Genomic DNA, 18,696 nt, shown 5'->3' with positions numbered 1-18,696 from the left:
ATGTGCGAATCCGACGGCGATACGTCATTTCCTCGTAGCATTCATCCATGAGCGCGCGAATCATCTCCCCCGACGACATCCTCACGGCTGTGCAAGATGTTGTGTCGTCCAACGCTCAGAACGTGCCCATGGCGGCCCTTGCCTCGATCCGTTCACTCCTGGGCGCGGACGCAGCCGCATGGCTGGATCGCAGCGGGGCCCAGCTCACCAGTGTCGCGGTCACCGGCGTCCTGCAGCCCGAGACGCATCGACACATGGTTCTCAGCGCGTCGGAAGGTCTTGCAGGACAGGTTCTCGCACGGGACGAGCCGGTGTCGATGCGCGATTACGCGAGCACCATGGCAGGGGTGCACGGCCCCCCCGACCTGCTGCATCGCGAGGGCGTCGTGTCGGCAGCGGCCGTACCGGTGCGCAGCGGCACAGCAGTGACCGGCGTGGTGGTGCTCTTGTCTCGCCGCGAACGGCACTTCCGCGAGGACGAGCTGCGGCACGTCGTCGGGCTCGCCGGCATCGCGCAACAACTACGCGAGGCGCGGAAGACGCTGGAACACGTTGCTGCCCGGGCCGTACCGGCAGAGCGTCTCAACGACGCCGTGGACTTGGTGTCCCTCGAGCTGCTGAGGGGTCGAAGCGCGGACGAGGCCCTTGCCGCGGTCTCTGGCGTCGTGGGGGCGCGCCTCACCCTGCACGGAGTGCACCGTCGTGCGCCCTCGCGCGACACGACCACCGACGACGAGGTGCAAGAACCGCGTATACCTCACCAATCCGTCTCGATTCCCGGAGCAGAGAACACGACCTTGGATGCGGACGGCGCTGCCCCGAGTCGCACCATGCGATCGCTTGCGCAGATCGTCGGTCTCGACCTCGCGCGCCGACGCGCATCTATGGAGACCGAGATTCGACTGACCGATCAGTTCGTGCATAGCTTGTTGACGGCGAACACCGAGGAACTTGCTCGCCTCTGGAACCGCTCGTCCCTCCTGGGCATGGACCTCGAGGTGGCGCGAGCCGTGGTCTGCATCGGTGGAGAGGATCCGGTCAGCAGGCCGGTACTGAACACGATCGTCCGCGAGATGCGCTCTCGGACGTTCAGCGGCCAGGCAACCGTGTTCGACGGTGCGGTGATCGTGCTGTGGCCGGTGCCCGACTCGGCAGCTGAACGTCGGCTGCCGGAGCAGATTCGCGGCTTGCTCACCGCCTGCGGGTCCCCGCGGCTGACTGCGGGCCTCGGACCGGTGTGCCGCCGGGCGGACGACTACCCGACGTCGGTGAAGGAGGCTGTCTTCGCTCGCCAGGTCGCTCACTTCTCCGGTGACGGCCAGATCTTCGTCTCCAGCCAAGACCTCGGGATGTTCCGTCTGTTCGCCCACATCGGAGGTGTGGAGACCCTCCGCAGCAGCGTACGTGACACCCTCGGCCCTCTGCTCGATGCTGATGACACGACCGGGTCGGATCTCGTACACACCCTGAAGGTGTTCCTCGAGCGGGATCGTCGCATCGCCGAGACCGCGCGTGCACTTCACGTGCACGTGAATACACTTCGATACCGGGTCGAGCGGATCGGGAAGCTTCTACGTATCGACCTCGACAACTCGGAATCGCGTTTCTTTCTGACGTTGGCCCTGAGGCTGTTTCCGATCGTGGAGGCGGACGCTGCGCGAGTCCACCTTCTGGACAGGGAGTGAGTTCCTACACCGGTGATTCACCGGCGCGTATCTCGTCGATGACTGCAGAGAAGTCGACGGCGACGCCGTCATGGCCGTCGAGTCGCCGGTACAGCGATTCGGCAATCTGCCCGAGGCGCATCTCGGTACCCGTGGCCTCGGCGGCACTCAGCGCGAGGCCCATGTCCTTGAGCATCAACGCGGTGGCGAAACCGGGCGCGAAGTGGTGGTTCGCCGGACTGGTCGGCACGGGACCGGGGACCGGACAGTACGTCGTCACCGACCAGCACTGACCCGATGCCGTCGAGATGACGTCATATAACGCCTGGTGGGTCAGTCCGAGCCGCTCGCCCAGCACGAAAGCCTCCGAGACCGCGACCATGGAGATGCCGAGAAGTGCGTTGTTGCAGATTTTTGCGGCCTGGCCGGCGCCGTTGGAGCCGCAGTGCACGACGCGGCCGGCCATCGGGGTCAACACGTCGTGAGCTGCCGACCAGTCGTCGTCCGATGCGCCGACCATGACGGTCAACGTTCCGGCGGACGCGCCGCCTACGCCGCCGGAGACCGGGGCGTCGAGGGCGCGGTGCCCCGCTCCGAACGCCAGGCCGGCAGCCGCACGTGAGTCGTGAACGGCGACCGTGGAGCAGTCGATGAACAGGCTGTTCGACGGCGCGGCGTCGAGAACGCCCGAACTCCTCGGCGTGCCCCGGTAGACGTCGAGCAGGTGCGATCCGGACGGCAGCATCGTGATGACGACGTCTGCCTCACTTGCTGCTCCGGCCGCATCCTCGGCGATGACTATCCCGTCTCGAGCAGCTCGCTCCCCGGCTTCGGAAACGGGGTCGTACCCGACCACCTCGTGACCTGCCTTCACCAGATTGGCGGCCATCGGGCCACCCATGTTGCCCAGACCGATGAAGGCGATTCGTGCGCTCACGACAGTCCTGCTCCGGACTGTGAGGTCGGACCGGTTAGCTCCGGGCTTCCGCCGACCCAGGTGACGACGTCGTCGAGGTCGGCACGCCGGGTGCGAAAGGTGTTGGCTGCATTGTCGGGGTCGGCGTATCCGAATGCGATACCGCACACGACCAGCCGATTCGGCGGGATGGAAAGGTGTTCGTGAATGAAGTCGGCGTACTCACCCACAGCGCCCTGGGCAATCGAATCGACGCCCGACGACGCTGCCGCCGTCATGAAGTTGGCCACGTAGCCGCCGCAGTCGACGGCGCTGTACGTGCCGAGCGCCTCCTCGCTCGTGACGATGGCGACGTGAGGGGCGTCGAAGAAGACGAAGTTCCGGGCAGTCTGCCGGGTGTATGCGGCCTTGTCTCCACGGCTGACACCGACGGCATTGTAGAGACCGAACCCGCACTCGCGACGTCGCGCGAGGTAAACACCGGTGTATTCGCGCGGGGCGGGGATGTCTCGCGAGTGGGCGGCACCCGAGGCGGCGCGTTCGGCGAGCGCCGTCCTGAAACGCTCGGTTCCCTCGCCCCGAGTTACGTGCACGTTCCAGGACTGCACGTTGTTCCACGATGCCGTCTTCTGTGCCGTATGCAGAATTCGCTCGATCGTCTCGTCGGGAACCGGGCCGGGCAGGAACCCCCGGCAGCTGTAGCGTTCGGAGAGCAACCGATCGAAGACCTGGTGGTCGGCGCTGCTCGTCGCGGCGGAGGACTGGGCTGTCATCGAAACCTCACATTGTGGTCGTAATTCGACGGATTATGCTGTGCCATAGACTGTTCAGGCCCAAGCTCGACCGAACGCCGGCGCAATGCCTGAAACAACCCTGCGGCCCGGGCCGTGTCGATGTACTCCTCGACCCGTTGTATCCGACCGTCGACGACACGGATGAACATGGCCGCGTCGAGTGCGATCGACGTTCCGTCAGGCAGGTCGCCGCGAAGAACGTGCTGGCTGAACACGCCGTCACCGACCTCGCATCGTCGCACGACGTCGTACCGCAAGTTTCCGACGACGTCGGTGACGGCACCGAGCACGGCAAGGTTCTCAGCAACAGTCTGCTCGGTCGAGCCGTCGTTGTGCCAGATGAGGGCATCCGGCGCATACCATTGCGCCACCGCGTCGAAGTCTCGATCCTCGACGCACCGAAACCACGCTTCGACCACATCGAGTTTCGACATCGATCGCCTTTCGCTGTCGGTCCCGCTGTCGATCAGAGATCCAGGGTCAACGAACGAGTTCGCGCCCGAGAGACACACACGAACATCGTGGTGTTCGCAGCGCGCTCCGCATCGGTGAGAAGCGCATCGCGGTGGTCGACCTCGCCCGCCACCACCCCGGTCTCACAGGTGCCGCAGATCCCTTCTCGACACGAGGACGGAACATCGACGCCGGCGTGTTCCAGCACCTCGAGGACCGAGCTGCCGGGCGGTACCGACAACCTCGTACCCGTCGACGCGATCTCGACCTCGAACGTGTCGGTCAGGACCGTCTCCTCGGCCGGGTCGGCCCGAAATCTTTCGATGTGAAGTGCACCTGTAGGCCATGTCGCACAACGCTGTCGAACCGCGTCGAGGAGAACTCCCGGCCCACAACAGTAGACGAGGGTGTCGGCACTCGGGTTGCGCACGACTGCGTCGAGATCGAGCATCCCGCATTCGTCCTGCGGGTGTATCACGACCCGGTCACCGTAGGCCAGAAGCTCGTCGAGGTATGCCATGGACGCGCGGGTGCGGCCGCCGTACGTGAGCGTCCACTCCACCCCCGCTGCGTCGGCTGCGACCACCATCGGCAGGATCGGTGTTATACCGATTCCTCCGGCGATGAACCGATAGCGGGCTGCCGGCTCGAGCGTGAACCGATTCCTCGGTCCACGCGCTTCGATGACGTCGCCGACGGCAGCGAGGTCGTGAACGTAGGCGGACCCGCCTCGACCTTCCGACTCACGTAGTACGGAAATACGCCAGGCAGTTCCGTCCTCGGGGTCACCGCACAAGGAATAATGGCGCACGAGGCCGTTCGGGAGATGGAGCTCGATGTGCGCACCCGGCGTCCATGGGGGCAGCGGTCGCCCGTCGGCGCTCAGCATCGTCAGTTCGAGGACTCCGTCCGCGACGCTGCGCCGCGCCTCGACGACGAGGGTCAGGTCATACTCCGGACCGCCGCTGCGGACGAGCTCACCGGCCTGCGATGCGTGGGAATCGGTCTCCGTCGTCGACACGGCGGATCTCAGCTCTGCTCGGCTGCTAAGCGGTGTAGCAATCGACGGATGCGAAGAGTCGGCGCGTCTGCCGACACGCTCGCCTCGACGACACCGGGACGGTGATCGCGCGAGACGTACTCCTGCTGCCATTCCAGCGCCTCGACATCCTGTTCGAAGACGACCTTGATGAACGACGTCAACGTGTCGGGATCGATGACGAGAGGCACGTCCTGCCAGTACGCCCAGAACTGGTGGGTGGAACTCTCGCTTTCCGGTGTGATGCAGTGCAGCACCGCGAGCGACCGCAGATCTGTGGCATCGGGATCGTGCGGATCGATATGTTCGAATCCGTACATGAGTGCCGGCGTGACGGACAGGTACGCGGCGCGCTTGATGATGGGCAGCGCGGGGTCGGCACCGACATTGGGAGCATGAACCCCGAGGACGGTGTCGATGTTCTTGTAGTAGCCCACCGCCTTGTCGGCAAACCCGCGCGGCAGTTCGTCGGTCGAGAACATCACCGGCTCCGCTGCTGTGAACACGTCGTCGACGACGTCGTGCAGGTATTGCAGGTGGGTCAGGTCGAGTAGGTTCTCATGAATCAAGCCGTAGTTGGCGGGATTCCACGTATAGCCGGTGATGTACTCGTCGCGACCGGCCAGCTGGTCCCCGGGCCAAGGAATGAGCGCGGGATCGGCTGAGCTCGGGTCACTTCCGGTCCAGATCCATACCCAGGGTCCCCGGTGAAGCGCAGGATAGGAACGCACTCGAATCGCCGAGGGGTTCGCACCGCCGGGCACACCCACGCATCCACCGTCCTTGCCGTATCGGAAACCGTGGTAGCCACATTGGATGACGTCGCCGTCGAGTCGGCTCTTGGAGAGCGGGAAACGCCTGTGCGCACAACGGTCATCGAGCACGATCAGCGAGCCGTCGCTTGCCTCGTAGTAGCACAGCGGTTCTCCCAGGACGGTTCGCTGCTTCAACGTGCGGTCGAACTCGCTGCGGGCGCCGATGACGTACCACGCCTCCCGCACCAGCGGTGCCACCGCACCCGGAGCCTTGGTCCGCGTCGGTTCTGTGAGTGTCATTCATGTCTCCGATGGTCGATCGAGGGTGAGGTCCTTGCACGCTCGCAGGGTCACGAGACGGTAGAGTTCGCGTCGCGAGCGAGCCCTACCGCCGTTGGCCGACTGTGGCGTTCTTCAGGACAGATTCGGCTTGACCGGAGTCTCCGTGTGACTGAGGAGTTCACGGACCTGCTCGTCGCTCAGGCGATAGATTCCGTCGTCAGGAAATTCCATGTGGGGCTTGTCGAGGTCCAGCGCGGGTTGAGGAACGCTGCCCTTGATGCCGTCCGGGCTGACGTACTCGGACGGGTCGAGGAATCGGCCCAGTTCCTCCTTGTCGATGCCTGCGCGTTCGACCACCTCCGGGTCGATCCAGAATTCGGGATCGAACGGCTGGCCTGCGGTGATCTCGAGAGTCAGATTCTCCGGGCCGGCGAAGTAGATCGACTCACACGTTCCGTGGTCGAGAGGCCCCATGACCCACACACCCCTGCTTCGGATCCGATCACGCATGGCGTGCAGGTTCTCGATGCTGTCCAGATCGAAAGCGATGTGCTGAGCGACGCCGGCCGCAACCGTGCCTCCCGGGAATCCGGAGTGAGTCAGGCCCAACTCGACCTTGTCCGGGTTGTCGGGGTGCTGGACGAAGGACACGAACGACGTGGGACTCAACTCGAGGAAGCAGTGATATGCATCCGGCACGTTGTACATCCAGAACAGTGCATTGAGCTTGCAGCCGAGAACGTCGGTGAAGAATTCGATTTGTGTCTTGATGTCGCGTGTCGCGATCGCGAGATGGTTGATGCCCCGAGGATGAATGGTGACGGACATGGTGGTGCTCCTTCTTGTGGTGGGTGGGAGATGTCGCTTCGGTCAGATCGATGGCGCGAGCTGAGCCGCGGCGCGCGCGGCGACCGTGCCCGCGCTGAGCACGTCGACGTCCGGCGACGCCGTCGCACGTTCCAGAAAGGAGGTGACGACAGCGAGTTTGGCCTCGTCCGCGAACGATTCGAAAGGGTGAACTACCAAGGTGAGCAGTCCCCCTTCCGCGATCGCGACGTCTAACGTGTGATCGAGATGGTCGAGGTACTGGGCGGGGCTGCGGGGCCCGGCGGGGTGCATGTGGTACTGCCAGAAATCGATCATGTCCCACCTGAACGGGACACTCGGGATTCCGGGACTCAGCATGGAGACGGACGGAAAATCACCTTCGGTACCGCGATCGATGCTCGCGTCGAAGGCGTACCCGAGCTCACACAGAACTTCCGCGGTGCGGCTTCCTCGGTAGCCACCAGGTGCACGAAACCCGATTGGCTCGACACCGGCGAGTCCGAGCGCTGCGGTGCCGTCGAAGAGCCGCGACTCGCGTTGGCCGTCTGTGAGTTCGTCCCAGTTCTCGTGCATCCAGCCGTGGAGTCCTACCTCGTGTCCCCGCTCGGCTATCGAGTGGACGGCCTCGGGATGATGCAGCCCGTTCCAGCCCTCCACGAAGAAGGTGGCCGTAATTCCGAGACGCTCGAACAGGTCCAGGACCCGGGGAAGCGCTCGGATTCCCGGCTCGTGCGGATCCGGGCGGCTCGCGAGGCCGAGGGTGATCTCCGCGGCGCGTCCCAGGTTGTCGACGGTCACACACAGAACCGCATTTCCGTTGTCCACGTGAGTCCCTTTCCCTGCGCCGCCCTGTTTGCTGTGTCTCGAGTCACTCTACAAGCCGAGCCATGTATGCGCAAGCATTGATTCGCACAGATGCGTGCGCCAGCATTTCTTCGTTTAGACTGGCTTCAGTCAGGTATGCGCAGTCGCCGATGTCGCGTCGCACGTCTGCCACGGCGGTCCACGAGCGATCAGAGGGGACGGAACATGGGAGCAGAGACACCGCGTCGAAACTCGGACACACTCCGGGTGTGGCGCTCTCTCTGGGTGACCAGCCAGCGAGTCGGGGGAAGGATCGCCCGCGAGTTCGAGGAGACGAGCGGACTCCCCCTCGACTGGTACATCGTGCTCGCCGGCCTGTACGAGTCGAGCGACGCCGTCTATCAGCACCGCTTCAGCGAAACGACGAACCTCAGTCAGAGCGGGACCAGTCGCATGCTCGCGAAGATGGCAAGCGCCGGTCTGGTGGAGCGTGAGGTTGCGGCGCACGATCGCAGAAACGTGGTCCTGCGGCTCACCTCGAAAGGTCGAGACGTCGTGCTCCGTGCGACTCCGGAACACAACCGGGCGGTCGAGCAACATTTCGGCCGCCATCTGGACGACGATGTCGCCCCCTTGACGTCGCTACTCGACCGGCTCAGCAGCGGCGACGAACCACTGGGAGATCCTGCGCCGATGGAGCACGTCGTCAAATTCGGCAAGTCTCTGCTCTCTGTCACCGCAGACGAGGTGCTCGTCGCAGACGCTCTGCGTACTCGCGAGGCCCTCGAGCTGCCGCTACTGCTCGACGCCGCCCAGCATCTTCCTGAGTCCGCGGCGGCCGAGCTGCACAGCACCGTCGCGGAGATGGCGCAGAGGCTGGACGATCCCGAGACGTTCTTCAAGGTCGATTGGGAATTGCACCGCCAGTTGGCCGGCTACTGCCAGAACACGACGCTGCGCGCCATCTATCTTCAGCTGTTGTCCATCGTGGCGAGCAGCAACGCATCGGTCATCCCCACGGACGGCTTGCCGGAGTATCTCGGGCATAGACTCAGCGTCCACGCCCGGCTGGTGGAGGCAGTCCTCGGGGGCGACGCCGAACAGATAGCAGCGGCGACCGGCAACCATCAGTTCGCTGCCTCGGAGCCACTGCGCATTCGCTAGCAGTCTGTCGAGCGTCGGTTCGCGAGTTCGAACTCGGTGCTCGTCCGCGCGAGCACCTGTTCCAGATCATCGTGGTCGGCGGCGACTCCCCGTCGCGCCGCTGATCGAACGCCGTCGCGCTGGTGGTCGTCCAGGTACTCGACCGGCGAGAGCCCGTCGATGCGCGCCAGGAGAAGCAACGGAAGCAACTGTGCGACACGCGCACTCAGCGCTCGATGGCTTTCCCAGGTCACATGCTTCATGTAGGACGCGACCAACAGTGCCGCACTGGCGAGCAGCTCGTCGACCTTGTGCGAGACCACCATCGTCTTGAGCATCAGGTGAGCAAGGACGAACGCGACATCGAAAGCGGGATCGCCGAACCAGGCACACTCCGCGTCCAGCAGCACGGGACCGCTGTCGCCCAGGAGAATGTTCTTGGGGCTGACGTCTCCGTGGATCAGGACGCGTCGAGTGCTCATGGTCCTTTCCGCCGTCGCCCGGATGGCTGCGGCCAGATCCTCATGGCGCCGAGCGGTACTGGTCATGTAGGGATCGACCCGCAGTTGGCGGAAATTGTCGTCGGTGGCGAACTCGTGGGCCAGCTCGGAATCGTCGGCGCTCGCAGCGTGCAACCGACCGATCAGCGAGCCGACGGCAGCAGCGGCCGCCGGATCGACGCGTCCCGACAGCAGCTCGGCCTTCCACAAAGCATGGCTGACGGGTGGTAGATAGCTCATCGCGAACAATCCGCGATCCGCGTCGTGCGCCAGTGGGACGGGCACGGCGCCGGGAACCGTCCGGTGGGCAAAACGCAGCCAGTCCCACTCCACCTGATTGCGGCCGAGCGGAGCGTGCCACTCCCCCGCCACGTTCAGGCGTGCCAACGCACCCTTCACGCACAGCGAGTGTCGCGTCGTCTCGACGTGCCACAGTTCCGAGGAGACACCGCCCGTGAGGGCCTCCCACGTCTGCGGTTCGTGAGCCTCGGCGAGCCCGGCGTCGACCAGGAACTTGTGCGCCTCCTCGGGAATGACGGACACCGCGGCCTCGTCGGTCGTCATGCTCGCGAACCCATCCGGCGTTCCCATCGCTGTAATGCGGAGGTACCGGCGAACGGCACATCACCCTTCTCGTCGATTCGCAACAACTGGTTGTACTTCGAGAGTCGGTCGGAGTTGCGCATCGAACCGATCTTGATCTGCCCGGCGGCGGTTCCCACGGCGAGGTCGCTGATGAAACTGTCCTCCGTCTCACCGGATCGCGCCGAGACGACCGGTACATAACCTGCGCTCTTCGCCGCTCGCAGCACGGCGAGTGTGCCGGTAAGTGTCCCGTTCTGGTTGACCTTCACCAGAACACCGTTGGCTGCACCATGATCGATTCCGTGCTGGAGTCGAACAGGATTCGTGGTGAAGAGGTCATCGCCGATGAGGTTGACGCGGTGGTCCAACCGAGCGGTCAGCTCCGTCCATCCTTCCCAGTCCTCCTCGTCCAGGGCGTCCTCGACGGACACGATCGGATACGAGTGCACCCATTCCTCGACGAGATCGATGACCTCGGCGGTCGTTCGGCGTACGCCCTCTCGCCGGAAGGCGTAGGAACTCGTTGTCGGATCCCATAATGTATGTGCCGCAACATCGATCGCGATGGCAACGTCGCGGCCGGGGATCAGTCCGGCCCTCTCGATTGCCTCGACCATGAAGGCGAGGGCATCGTCGCCGGTGGCGAAACCCGGACTCAAACCGCCCTCGTCGGCGAGCAGCGTGCTGAGTCCGCGTGCGGACAAGGCCTTTTGCGCGGCGGCACGAAGGTCGACGGACATCGAGATGGCGTGCCGCGTGGACCCGGCTCCGACGGGGACGACGAGGAAGTCCTGGACGTCCATTCCGCCACGTGCGTGCAGACCACCGCTGAGGATGTTGACCATGGGCAACGGTATGGTGGGCGATCGGTCGCCGCCGACGAGCATTCCGATCCAGTCGTGGAGCGACAACCGCTGACAGGTCGCCGCAGCACGTGCGGCGGCAAGAGACACGGCCAGGACGGCGTTGGCACCCAGACGCCGAAGCCGGGTCGACCCGTCGAGTTCGACCAGCAGGCCGTCCAACTTCTCCTGGTCACGGACGTCGAGGCCGACGACCGCGTCGGCGATCTCGGAGGTGACGTGGGCGACTGCGCGGTCGACTCCCAGCCCACCCCACTCAGTTCCGCCGTCACGCAGCTCCCATGCCTCGTAGGTACCGGTCGAGGCACCCGACGGCACGGCCGCGCGCCCGACGGTGCCGCCACTCGTCGCGACGTCCACCTCGACGGTGGGACGACCGCGGGAGTCGAGAATCATCCGGGCATGGATCCCACTGATCGTGTTCACGTCGTGACGTCCTTGTCTGCGGCGACCATCGCCGGCGCGTTGCAGGGGTAGTTCGGGGACAGCCCGTTCGCGACGCGAATGACGTCCTCGGTCGCCTTGCGACGTAGTTCGAGGACGGAGTCGACCGACGAGAAGGCTATGTGGGGCGTAATGGTCACACCGGGGTGGCTCAGCAGGCCGGCCGGGACAACCGGTTCGTTTTCGAGAACATCGAGAGCGGCCCCGGCGAGGTGACCTGAGTCCAGTGCCCGGACGAGTGCATCGGTGTCCACCAGCCCGCCTCTGCCGACATTGACCAGAAGTGCACCGGGTCGCATCGAGCGAAGCTCCTTCTCGCCGATGATGAGTTCGGTTCGTGGAGTCAAGGGCAGGTGCAGGACCACGATGTCACTCCGCGAGAGCAGATCGGGCAACGTCGCCCAGTCGACTCCCGGTCTCGGTGCGTGGCTTTCACTGTGGACGACGATGGAGCATCCGAACGCACCGAGCTTGCGGGCCGTGGCGTGTCCGATCCGGCCGTAGCCGACGATGCCGACCGTCTTGCTACGCAGACGGCCGAGTAGCGCCGCTGCCGGCTGCCAGGTTCCCGAACGGACGTCGCGGTCGAAGATCGTGAGTCCACGCGTCCAGTTGAGCATCATGCCGACCGCATGGTCGGAGACCTCTTCCACGCAGTAGTCGGGCACGTTGGTGACGAGGACACCCCGACGCGTCGCCACGTCGACCGCGATGTTGTCGAGTCCGACACCCATCCGTGCCACGACTTTCAGTCTGCTCGACGCGGCGATGGCCGCGGCCGAGACCTGCGCCCAGCAGGTCATGACGGCGATCGGGTCGTGACGGGCGACGAGGCGCTCGATCTCGTCGCCCGGAGCCGGGGCAGCAGGGCCCTCGACCAACGTCAGACCCGCCGCCCGCAACAGATCGCGCTCGACGGTCGAATCGGGCCACGCGCGATCGGTGAGAAGTACGACGCTGTCGTGGGACATCGGTGCCTTCCGGTGCAGGTGTGGTGAGATGCCGGTCGACACCCGGCGGCTCGGGACAGTCGCGGAACGCCACTATTGTTGGGGAATCAGGGTTTTGGATAACCGAACGAATTGATCGAGCAACGACGCGTCGTCGAGAGACCGTACGTCGAGGACGTCGTCGACCGCGGCTCCTCGCAGGATGCGCTTCACGGGCACCTCGAGCTTCTTTCCGGTGCGTGTGTGGGGAAGTCCGGACGCCTGGAGGATCACATCGGGCACGTGCCGTGGCGAGGCTTCCCGCCGGATCGCGTTCACGATGCGCGAGCGCAACTCATCGTCGAGGACAGCGCCCGGCCGGAGTACGACGAACAGTGGCATCCAATAGCCCCCCTCGGGGAGCTCGACGCCCACCACGAGTGCCTCCAATACCTCCGGCATCTGCTCGACGACGGCGTAGATGTCCGCACTACCCATCCGCACACCGTTGCGGTTCAATGTCGCATCGGATCGCCCGTGGAACAGGACCGACCCATCGCCGTCGATGGTGATCCAGTCTCCGTGGCGCCACACGCCCGGCCACCGATCGAAGTACGTCGCACGGTAACGCTCCCCGCCGGGATCGTCCCAGAACCCGATCGGCATCGACGGCAGCGGGGCGGTGACGACGAGTTCGCCGATGCGGCCCGTGACAGGCTGACCCGCATCGTCCCAGCACTCCAGGGCGACCCCGAGCAGCGCGGCGGTCAGACGGCCTTCGCGCACGGGCAGGGTCGGAACCGGGCCGGCGAACCCGCTCACGATGTCGGTCCCTCCGGCGATGCTCTGCAGCGGCATGTCGACGCCGAATCGCGCCTCGACCCACCGGTAGGCGGAGGAGGGGACCACAGAGCCCGTGGCGCCGATCAGACGCAGGTTCGGCAACTGGTCTCGGTTCGGCGCCACGCCGCTCTTCTCGCTCAGTTGGAGATATCCCGGACTGGTACCGAACAAGGTGACACCGTTCCGGCTGGCGATGTCCCACAACGTCGCGGGCGACTGATGGTCGGGGCTGCCGTCATAGCAGACGACGGTGGCACCCACCAGGAGGGCAGCGGGCTGCATGTTCCACAGCATCCAACTGGGCGACGTGAACCAGAAGAACACGTCTCGGTCGGTCAGGTCCCAATGCAGCCACATCTGCTTCAGATGCTCCAGCAGTACCCCGCCATGGCCGTGCACTATCCCCTTGGGACGTCCGGTGGTGCCGGAGGAGAAGAGAACCCACAGGGGGTGGTCGAAAGGAACCCGAACAGGCCGAATCGGGTGTTCGCCCTCGGTGGCGTTCGACCAGCTCATGCCGGTGGACGCGTCGATAACGCCGTCCATGGAAAGCCCGATGCGGGGAACGATCACCGTCAGGCGCACGTTCGAGAGGGAACGCGCGAGTGTACGCACGTCGTCGCGCTTGTCGACTGTTCTGCCGCCGAAGCGGTAGCCGTCGGCCGTCACCAGCGCACTCGGAGTGAGCTGTCCGAGGCGCGCCTCGGCAGCCTCGCCGGAGAAGTCCTGTCCGCAGCAGGCCCAGGTTGCCCCGAGTGCGGCTGCGGCAAGGAACGCCACGATGGACTCGGGAACATTGGGGAGATATCCGACGACGACGTCCCCTTCGCCGATGCCCGCGGCTCGAAGGGTGGTGGCCAAAGCTCCGACCTGGCGGGCGAGCTCGGGCCACGACACGTGTCGTTGCTCGCCTGTCTCGGAGACGCCGATGATCGCGACGCCGGACTGATCGAGATGCCGCATCACCTGCTCGACGTAATTCAGCTCGACGTGGGGGAACCAACGCGCACCCGGCATCGCCGACTCGGCTAGCGTCGGCTCGAGGGATCCGGTGTGCGCGATATCGAAGTACTCGGCGAGGACGCGCCAGAATTGCTCGATATCGTCGACGGACCACCTGTGCAGATCGTGGTAGGTCGAGACGTCGATGGAGTGCGTGCTACGTAGCCAGCGCTGAAAGTCTTCGAGATTCACGTCGCCGATCTCGGCATCGACCGCCTGCGCCGAGCTTTCCGAACAGCTCACTGTTCGTCCCGGATCTCGTCGCGGAAGGTCTGCCTCATCTCGTCGCCGTCCATGATCGCGGACACGATGGTGTCGGCAGAGGTGAGGAAGCGCGGCGGCGTCATGCCGGCGCCGACCCCGGAGGGCGAGCCGGTGAATATCAGGTCCCCGGGCAGGAGCCGAACGATGCCCGACAAGTATGAGACGAGCTCGGGAATGGAGAAGATCAGGTCGGCAGTCGATCCCTGCTGAACGGTCCGACCGTTCAACGCACAGGTGAGCGGAATACTGGCAAGATCGGGGATCTCGTCGGTGGTGTAGAGCACGGGACCGATAGGCGCGAATCCGGGGTACGACTTGCCCAGGCTGTATTGGGGTCCGTCCTTCGGCCGCATCTGAACTCGGCGCTCCGAGAGGTCCTGCCCCGTGGTGACCCCCGCGATGTGTTCTCGCGCGCGATCCGCCGAGATGTGACGTCCGCCGGTGCCGATGACGACCACCACCTCGACCTCCCAATCGACGACGTCGGACGGCAGGGCAATCTCGCCATGTGGACCGGTGATCGAGCTCGGGAACTTCGTGAACACGAGTGGCACTTCCGGTACCGGCCAGCCACTTTCGGCGGCGTGCTGGCGGTAGTTGATTCCGACCGCGAAAACTTGCCTCGGGTCCGGACTGGGCGGGCCGGCCTCCGTCGCCAAGAAAGGCGTGCCGTCCGTGACAACCGTCCGGCTCTCGGCCCACTCGGTGAACTGCTGCCAGTCCGAGTAGAGCTCGGGCATGCACGGACCGAATCTCCCCCCGCTTGCGACTCCCACATCTACACGGAACCCGTTCTCGACGAGGGCAGCCCGACCCTGTACGTTCGCGATCTTCATGGCGCCTCCCGACTCGCACCCGCATTAGTTGCGCGCGCATGCATTGGTTTAAGGCTGACACATCGCTCGACATTCCGCAAGAATTCGGTCGACGACACCGCGAGTCGGCAGCCATGCGTTGCCGGCTGCGGACGTCGGCGACACGAGGGCAAGACGTAGCGGTGCAGTAGGCCCCGCGGCCGCCGTCGCCGCTCTCCGCGTCGGATACGGATACGCCGATAGCCTGAAACAAATTGTGGCAGAGTCGAACCGCGACTACGACGTGGTCGGCCGAACACCTACCGAAATACGTGGCCTCGCGCCGCCGCCATCCGACCACCGTGGGACGTCCGTGTCAGGAAGCCGACCATCCGCAACGGCGCACCAGTAGCGCCGCAGCCGCGGGCCACATCACGCCCAAGGTGGGTGTTGCACCTTTCGACCTCGCCCCTTCGATACCGGGAATTCTGCCGAAGGACACGCATACCGGTGAGGTCGCGGAATCTAGTTCGGTGATTTCGTCGAGCGGACCTCATCGCATCTCCCGATCGAGAAGACCGCGTAGGAACCCGCCATGCCTTACCTGACCGACACGTAAATCTGCTGCATCGGGTCGCCAAGATCTCTCGAATCTGGCGATCGGCGTCGGTTTCAGGCGCGTCGACTCTCGGCGTCATACGGAGTCAGACCCCCAGCTGCCTGGCTGGTGAGTTCCTCCGGTACATCAAGCTCCAGTTGCTCACGCCCTCATCTGGCGTAGCGCAGATGACGGCGGTGCGAGTGACCGATACCGGCCCCCGATCCGGAAAGTTCTCAGCCGGAGGCGCTCTGAGAAGTTTCCGGACCCCGCAGGGGCCGGAGCGCAGCGGAGGTCGGGTGTTGGCGATGAGGCAGGGAGTGCCGCACGATCGAAGATAGCCAGATGTGTCGAAAGAACGACGCTTTTCACAGGACGGAGCGCAGCGTCGGCCGCCTGGCTGTACGGGTAGCGACATCGGCTTCGGCGCCGCCTGCGGACACGAAAGAGGCCCGCACCCTGGGGTGCGGGCCTCTCCGTTGCGTGTGCTCGCTGGTCAGGACTGTTCGGGCGGCACCGTGGTCGGCTTGCCTGCTGCGGCGTCACGGATCCACTGCGGCACTTCGCGCCCACTGCGTTCGCGCATCGCGATCGACGCGCGCGCGGCGGCGGCGGCGACGCGGGGTCGCGGTGTCTTGTCGACTGCGCGGGATTCGGTGGTGGTCATCGCGGGTCCTCCTGCTCGTTCTGGTTGTCAGTGTCCTCTGTGTCGGCGAGTTCCGCCACCGTCGACCGAATCGCTCGGTCTGCCACCGCGACCAGAACTGCCTCCTCTGTCTTGGTGATGAGAGGTGAATCAGTGACGGTCGCGTAGACGTCCCAGCCGAGTTCGGCCTCGTCGTCGTCCTTGCTGAGGGTGTGGTCCAGGCACCAGGTGATGCGGTCCCATGCTTGGGCGCGTTTGTCGGCGACGGTGCGTTGTCGGATGGTGAGGGCGACCCCGACGACGGCGAGGACGCCGACGATCAGGGTCACCCATGCTTGTGCTGGCACGTGAGTTCCTTCCGGTGGTGCGGGTCAAGCGGCGGCGGTGTCGCCGCTGTCGGTGTCGGTGTGGGGGTCGAGGGCGTCGGCGAGCTCGTGAACGGTGGCGAGAACGGCGCGGGCGGTGTCGGTGACGGTGTCGAGGTTGCCGTCGGCCCATCCGGCGACGTAGCCGACGCTGTAGGCGGCGGTGTCGAGTCCCAGGATCCCCGCGAGAACGTACGCGACGGATTCGGCTTCGACCTCCATCCGGCCCCGGAGCAGCTCGCGCCGGTCGAATCGGGATTCGGTCTCGACGTCCTGGCGCACCGTCAGCTGACGGTGCGCCAACGCGTGACCGGACATCGAGCCGTCGCCGACGGGCACCACCACGTCGGTGCGCAGGGTGCCGGTGACCGCGTCGATGCGCAGCAACGGGTCCGTGGGCGCGCCGCGGCGGGCCACAGCAGCCGATCGCACGTCGAGCAGGGTCGCTGCTGTCGTCGTGGCCGCCGACACAGCATCGAGATCGGCGGAGACACCGAGCCGCGCGAGCCCGGCGAGCGCTGCCTGTCCGGTCGTGAGCCGGTCAGCGGCGTCCACGTCGACGAGCTCGGCGTCGAGTCGTGGGTGGCGGGGACGCTCGCGGATCAGTGCGGCGACCAGATGCGATGCGGTGGTGCGGCTCACGACGAACGCCGACAACACCACCGGAACCGGGACGTCGGTGCCGGTTCTGCGGACCTCACCGATTCCACGCCACGGCCGCTTCGCGCGCGCGGTGTGTTCGGCGTCCTCGACGGTGGACGTCGCGCCGGGGGTGAAATGGTCCGTCGTGGTCACGTTCGTGGCCAAGTTCTCGGTGAGCCCGACAAGGCGCAGTCCGGCCGGGTTGACGAACCGCACGATCCCGGCGGAGTCCCACAGCACGACCATGTCCGAGGACCGTTCGATCACCGCCCGCAGAACAGCATCGTCGACGTGGCCGCCCGTGGTGGGGTCGGCGCGGGGGTGACTCGGCAATCATCGATCCGTTCGCTCGGCGATCGATGGATGCGGGAAGGACCTTGCTGCTGCCACAGTTGTCGGCGCGGCCATGGGCGCTCTCGCGCGACACCGTGTTGCCCGACGTGCGCGGGCTCGCCGACTCCCCGTCGACCGAGGCCGCTGTGAACGCCCTCATCCACGGGCCGAAGCAGGAAGGCGCCTCGTCCGGCACAGTGCCCGAGCGGGTCACAATCGGTTGGGGACGACGAGATCTGGTGACAGTGCCGAAGCAAGCAGCGCGCGCTTCCGAGCTGTTCCCCGATGCCGTACTGCACTGGTTCGAGCGATGCGGTCACTTTCCGCAATGGGACGCACCGAAAGAAGCCACTCGATTGATTCTCGACCGCACCGACAGAGGATGAAGTCCGAACGAGTCGGACCAGTTCATGTCAAGCGCGGGTCGACAATTCGCCGGTGACCTCGATCGGGCCCTCGAAGAACTTGCCGCGTAGTAACGACTGTCGCGGTGTTGCTGCAACCGATCGTCGACACTGCCACCGGACGGATACGGGGAACCGAAGCGCTGCTTCGCCTCCCGCGCGGGAATACAGTTGCCGACCCGCTGTCGGTGGTCGCCGCAGCGAGCCGGGGAGGCATCCTCCCGGAACTGACATCCGCCGCCCTGCAGCACACCGGTCGGCGCATCGCACCAGTGCCGGCGACTTTCCGCACCCTGGACGCATCCACGTCGACGTTCTCCCTGTCGAACTCGACACCGCGCACCTCGAAGCGTCACTGAGAACCGTGTTCGGCACCGGTCTGCTACGACACGAGGAACTGGTTCTCGAAATCGCTGAGAACGCGATCGCGCCGCACAACGAGGACGTCCGCCGCGGCATCGCGAAGATGCACGCCCTCGGCGTGCGGGTCGGGCTCAACGACTCAACGACTTCGGCAGCACCGACACCAGCCTGTCGGCCCTCGCTGCGCTCGACGTCGACATCGTCAAACTCGCACCGGTACTCGTCGACGCGCTCGATCGACTGCCCGGGATGGCCACGGTCGTCCGCTCCCCGGTGCAGCTGACCGACAGCCTGGACGCCGTGGTCATCGCATAAGGTGTCGAAAGGCCCGGGCAGCTCGACATGCTGCGCCACCTCGGTGTGCCCCTCGCTCAGGGGTACCTACTCGGGATTCCCAGTCTGCCCACGCACACCGCACGGGCCGCCCCCACGTCGCACCTCGG

19 protein-coding genes are annotated in these 18,696 nt (G+C 65.5%); 4 read left to right on the top strand and 15 right to left on the bottom strand.

Annotation, left to right across the window (positions count from 1 at the left end; all coding sequences use genetic code 11):
- Positions 1-47: 47 nt before the first annotated feature.
- Entirely contained in the window at positions 48-1,685 is a 1,638-nt protein-coding gene (locus HQ308_RS17445; protein WP_222633458.1) for a helix-turn-helix domain-containing protein, read from the top strand.
- A gap of 4 nt (positions 1,686-1,689) precedes the next feature.
- Here the strand turns inward: HQ308_RS17445 and mmsB are convergent, their stop codons facing one another.
- The 7 genes from mmsB to HQ308_RS17410 all read right to left on the bottom strand — a co-directional run bounded on the left by mmsB (position 1,690) and on the right by HQ308_RS17410 (position 7,529).
- Positions 1,690-2,601: a 3-hydroxyisobutyrate dehydrogenase gene (gene mmsB / locus HQ308_RS17440; RefSeq protein WP_222647343.1), complete on the bottom strand. Its 912-nt coding sequence runs from the start codon at positions 2,599-2,601 to the stop codon at positions 1,690-1,692.
- Positions 2,598-3,353: a nitroreductase gene (locus HQ308_RS17435; protein ID WP_222647342.1), complete on the bottom strand. Its 756-nt coding sequence runs from the start codon at positions 3,351-3,353 to the stop codon at positions 2,598-2,600. Before HQ308_RS17435 ends, mmsB begins: the two co-directional genes overlap by 4 nt.
- Positions 3,350-3,808, bottom strand: a complete 459-nt coding sequence (locus tag HQ308_RS17430) for a nuclear transport factor 2 family protein (protein ID WP_222647341.1) — start codon at positions 3,806-3,808, stop codon at positions 3,350-3,352. Before HQ308_RS17430 ends, HQ308_RS17435 begins: the two co-directional genes overlap by 4 nt.
- A gap of 32 nt (positions 3,809-3,840) precedes the next feature.
- Positions 3,841-4,848: a PDR/VanB family oxidoreductase gene (locus HQ308_RS17425; RefSeq protein ID WP_308115807.1), complete on the bottom strand. Its 1,008-nt coding sequence runs from the start codon at positions 4,846-4,848 to the stop codon at positions 3,841-3,843.
- A gap of 8 nt (positions 4,849-4,856) precedes the next feature.
- On the bottom strand, positions 4,857-5,879 hold the full coding sequence (locus tag HQ308_RS17420) for a Rieske 2Fe-2S domain-containing protein (protein WP_222647340.1): 1,023 nt from the start codon (positions 5,877-5,879) through the stop codon (positions 4,857-4,859).
- A gap of 156 nt (positions 5,880-6,035) precedes the next feature.
- A complete protein-coding gene (locus HQ308_RS17415) occupies positions 6,036-6,731 on the bottom strand; it encodes a VOC family protein (protein ID WP_222633463.1) in 696 nt (231 codons plus the stop codon).
- A gap of 42 nt (positions 6,732-6,773) precedes the next feature.
- On the bottom strand, positions 6,774-7,529 hold the full coding sequence (locus HQ308_RS17410) for a polysaccharide deacetylase family protein (protein WP_222633464.1): 756 nt from the start codon (positions 7,527-7,529) through the stop codon (positions 6,774-6,776).
- Between the two features lie 117 nt (positions 7,530-7,646).
- Here HQ308_RS17410 and HQ308_RS17405 point away from each other — a divergent pair, with 117 nt between their 5' ends.
- Positions 7,647-8,699 carry an FCD domain-containing protein gene (locus HQ308_RS17405; RefSeq protein ID WP_308115806.1) on the top strand — a complete coding sequence of 351 codons (1,053 nt, stop codon included), beginning with the start codon at positions 7,647-7,649 and terminating at the stop codon, positions 8,697-8,699.
- Here the strand turns inward: HQ308_RS17405 and HQ308_RS17400 are convergent.
- The 8 genes from HQ308_RS17400 to HQ308_RS17365 all read right to left on the bottom strand — a co-directional run bounded on the left by HQ308_RS17400 (position 8,696) and on the right by HQ308_RS17365 (position 17,486).
- Complete coding sequence (locus HQ308_RS17400) at positions 8,696-9,742, bottom strand: phosphotransferase (RefSeq protein WP_222633466.1); 1,047 nt, start codon at positions 9,740-9,742, stop codon at positions 8,696-8,698. The two genes, HQ308_RS17405 and HQ308_RS17400, sit on opposite strands and share 4 nt — an antisense overlap.
- Entirely contained in the window at positions 9,739-11,052 is a 1,314-nt protein-coding gene (eno, locus tag HQ308_RS17395) for a phosphopyruvate hydratase (RefSeq protein WP_222633467.1), read from the bottom strand. The genes HQ308_RS17400 and eno overlap by 4 nt, the downstream gene beginning before the upstream one ends.
- On the bottom strand, positions 11,049-12,041 hold the full coding sequence (locus HQ308_RS17390; RefSeq protein WP_222647338.1) for a C-terminal binding protein: 993 nt from the start codon (positions 12,039-12,041) through the stop codon (positions 11,049-11,051). The genes eno and HQ308_RS17390 overlap by 4 nt, the downstream gene beginning before the upstream one ends.
- A 72-nt stretch (positions 12,042-12,113) precedes the next feature.
- Positions 12,114-14,087 carry an acetoacetate--CoA ligase gene (locus HQ308_RS17385; RefSeq protein WP_222633469.1) on the bottom strand — a complete coding sequence of 658 codons (1,974 nt, stop codon included), beginning with the start codon at positions 14,085-14,087 and terminating at the stop codon, positions 12,114-12,116.
- Positions 14,084-14,848, bottom strand: a complete 765-nt coding sequence (locus HQ308_RS17380; protein ID WP_261776258.1) for a fumarylacetoacetate hydrolase family protein — start codon at positions 14,846-14,848, stop codon at positions 14,084-14,086. Before HQ308_RS17380 ends, HQ308_RS17385 begins: the two co-directional genes overlap by 4 nt.
- A gap of 1,148 nt (positions 14,849-15,996) precedes the next feature.
- Positions 15,997-16,167, bottom strand: a complete 171-nt coding sequence (locus tag HQ308_RS17375) for a hypothetical protein (protein ID WP_222633471.1) — start codon at positions 16,165-16,167, stop codon at positions 15,997-15,999.
- Positions 16,164-16,493, bottom strand: a complete 330-nt coding sequence (locus tag HQ308_RS17370; protein ID WP_222633472.1) for a hypothetical protein — start codon at positions 16,491-16,493, stop codon at positions 16,164-16,166. Before HQ308_RS17370 ends, HQ308_RS17375 begins: the two co-directional genes overlap by 4 nt.
- A gap of 24 nt (positions 16,494-16,517) precedes the next feature.
- Positions 16,518-17,486, bottom strand: coding sequence for a PAS domain S-box protein (locus tag HQ308_RS17365; RefSeq protein ID WP_222633473.1), 969 nt, complete (start codon positions 17,484-17,486; stop codon positions 16,518-16,520).
- Between the two features lie 44 nt (positions 17,487-17,530).
- Here HQ308_RS17365 and HQ308_RS17360 point away from each other — a divergent pair, with 44 nt between their 5' ends.
- Together HQ308_RS17360 and HQ308_RS23095 are read left to right on the top strand one after the other, a co-directional pair.
- Positions 17,531-17,872: an alpha/beta fold hydrolase gene (locus HQ308_RS17360; protein ID WP_222647336.1), complete on the top strand. Its 342-nt coding sequence runs from the start codon at positions 17,531-17,533 to the stop codon at positions 17,870-17,872.
- A 104-nt stretch (positions 17,873-17,976) separates the two neighbouring features.
- A complete protein-coding gene (locus HQ308_RS23095) occupies positions 17,977-18,249 on the top strand; it encodes an EAL domain-containing protein (protein ID WP_222633474.1) in 273 nt (90 codons plus the stop codon).
- Positions 18,250-18,696: the final 447 nt, after the last annotated feature.

The sequence above is a fragment of the Rhodococcus sp. BP-241 genome, from assembly GCF_019836145.1.
In the GTDB taxonomy this organism is placed as follows: Bacteria; Actinomycetota; Actinomycetes; order Mycobacteriales; family Mycobacteriaceae; genus Rhodococcoides.
Note: the sequence above shows the minus strand (reverse complement) of the source record. Positions and strands in the feature narration are given on the sequence as shown.

What these genes read in the sequence shown, in the direction of transcription:
- HQ308_RS17445 (WP_222633458.1), top strand. Translation starts at nt 48, where the DNA reads ATGAGCGCGCGAATCATCTCCCCCGACGACATCCTCACGGCTGTGCAA.
- HQ308_RS17435 (WP_222647342.1), bottom strand. Translation starts at nt 3,353, where the DNA reads ATGACAGCCCAGTCCTCCGCCGCGACGAGCAGCGCCGACCACCAGGTC.
- HQ308_RS17430 (WP_222647341.1), bottom strand. Translation starts at nt 3,808, where the DNA reads ATGTCGAAACTCGATGTGGTCGAAGCGTGGTTTCGGTGCGTCGAGGAT.
- HQ308_RS17415 (WP_222633463.1), bottom strand. Translation starts at nt 6,731, where the DNA reads ATGTCCGTCACCATTCATCCTCGGGGCATCAACCATCTCGCGATCGCG.
- HQ308_RS17405 (WP_308115806.1), top strand. Translation starts at nt 7,647, where the DNA reads ATGCGTGCGCCAGCATTTCTTCGTTTAGACTGGCTTCAGTCAGGTATG.
- HQ308_RS17400 (WP_222633466.1), bottom strand. Translation starts at nt 9,742, where the DNA reads ATGACGACCGACGAGGCCGCGGTGTCCGTCATTCCCGAGGAGGCGCAC.
- HQ308_RS17390 (WP_222647338.1), bottom strand. Translation starts at nt 12,041, where the DNA reads ATGTCCCACGACAGCGTCGTACTTCTCACCGATCGCGCGTGGCCCGAT.
- HQ308_RS17380 (WP_261776258.1), bottom strand. Translation starts at nt 14,848, where the DNA reads ATGCCCGAGCTCTACTCGGACTGGCAGCAGTTCACCGAGTGGGCCGAG.
- HQ308_RS17375 (WP_222633471.1), bottom strand. Translation starts at nt 16,167, where the DNA reads ATGACCACCACCGAATCCCGCGCAGTCGACAAGACACCGCGACCCCGC.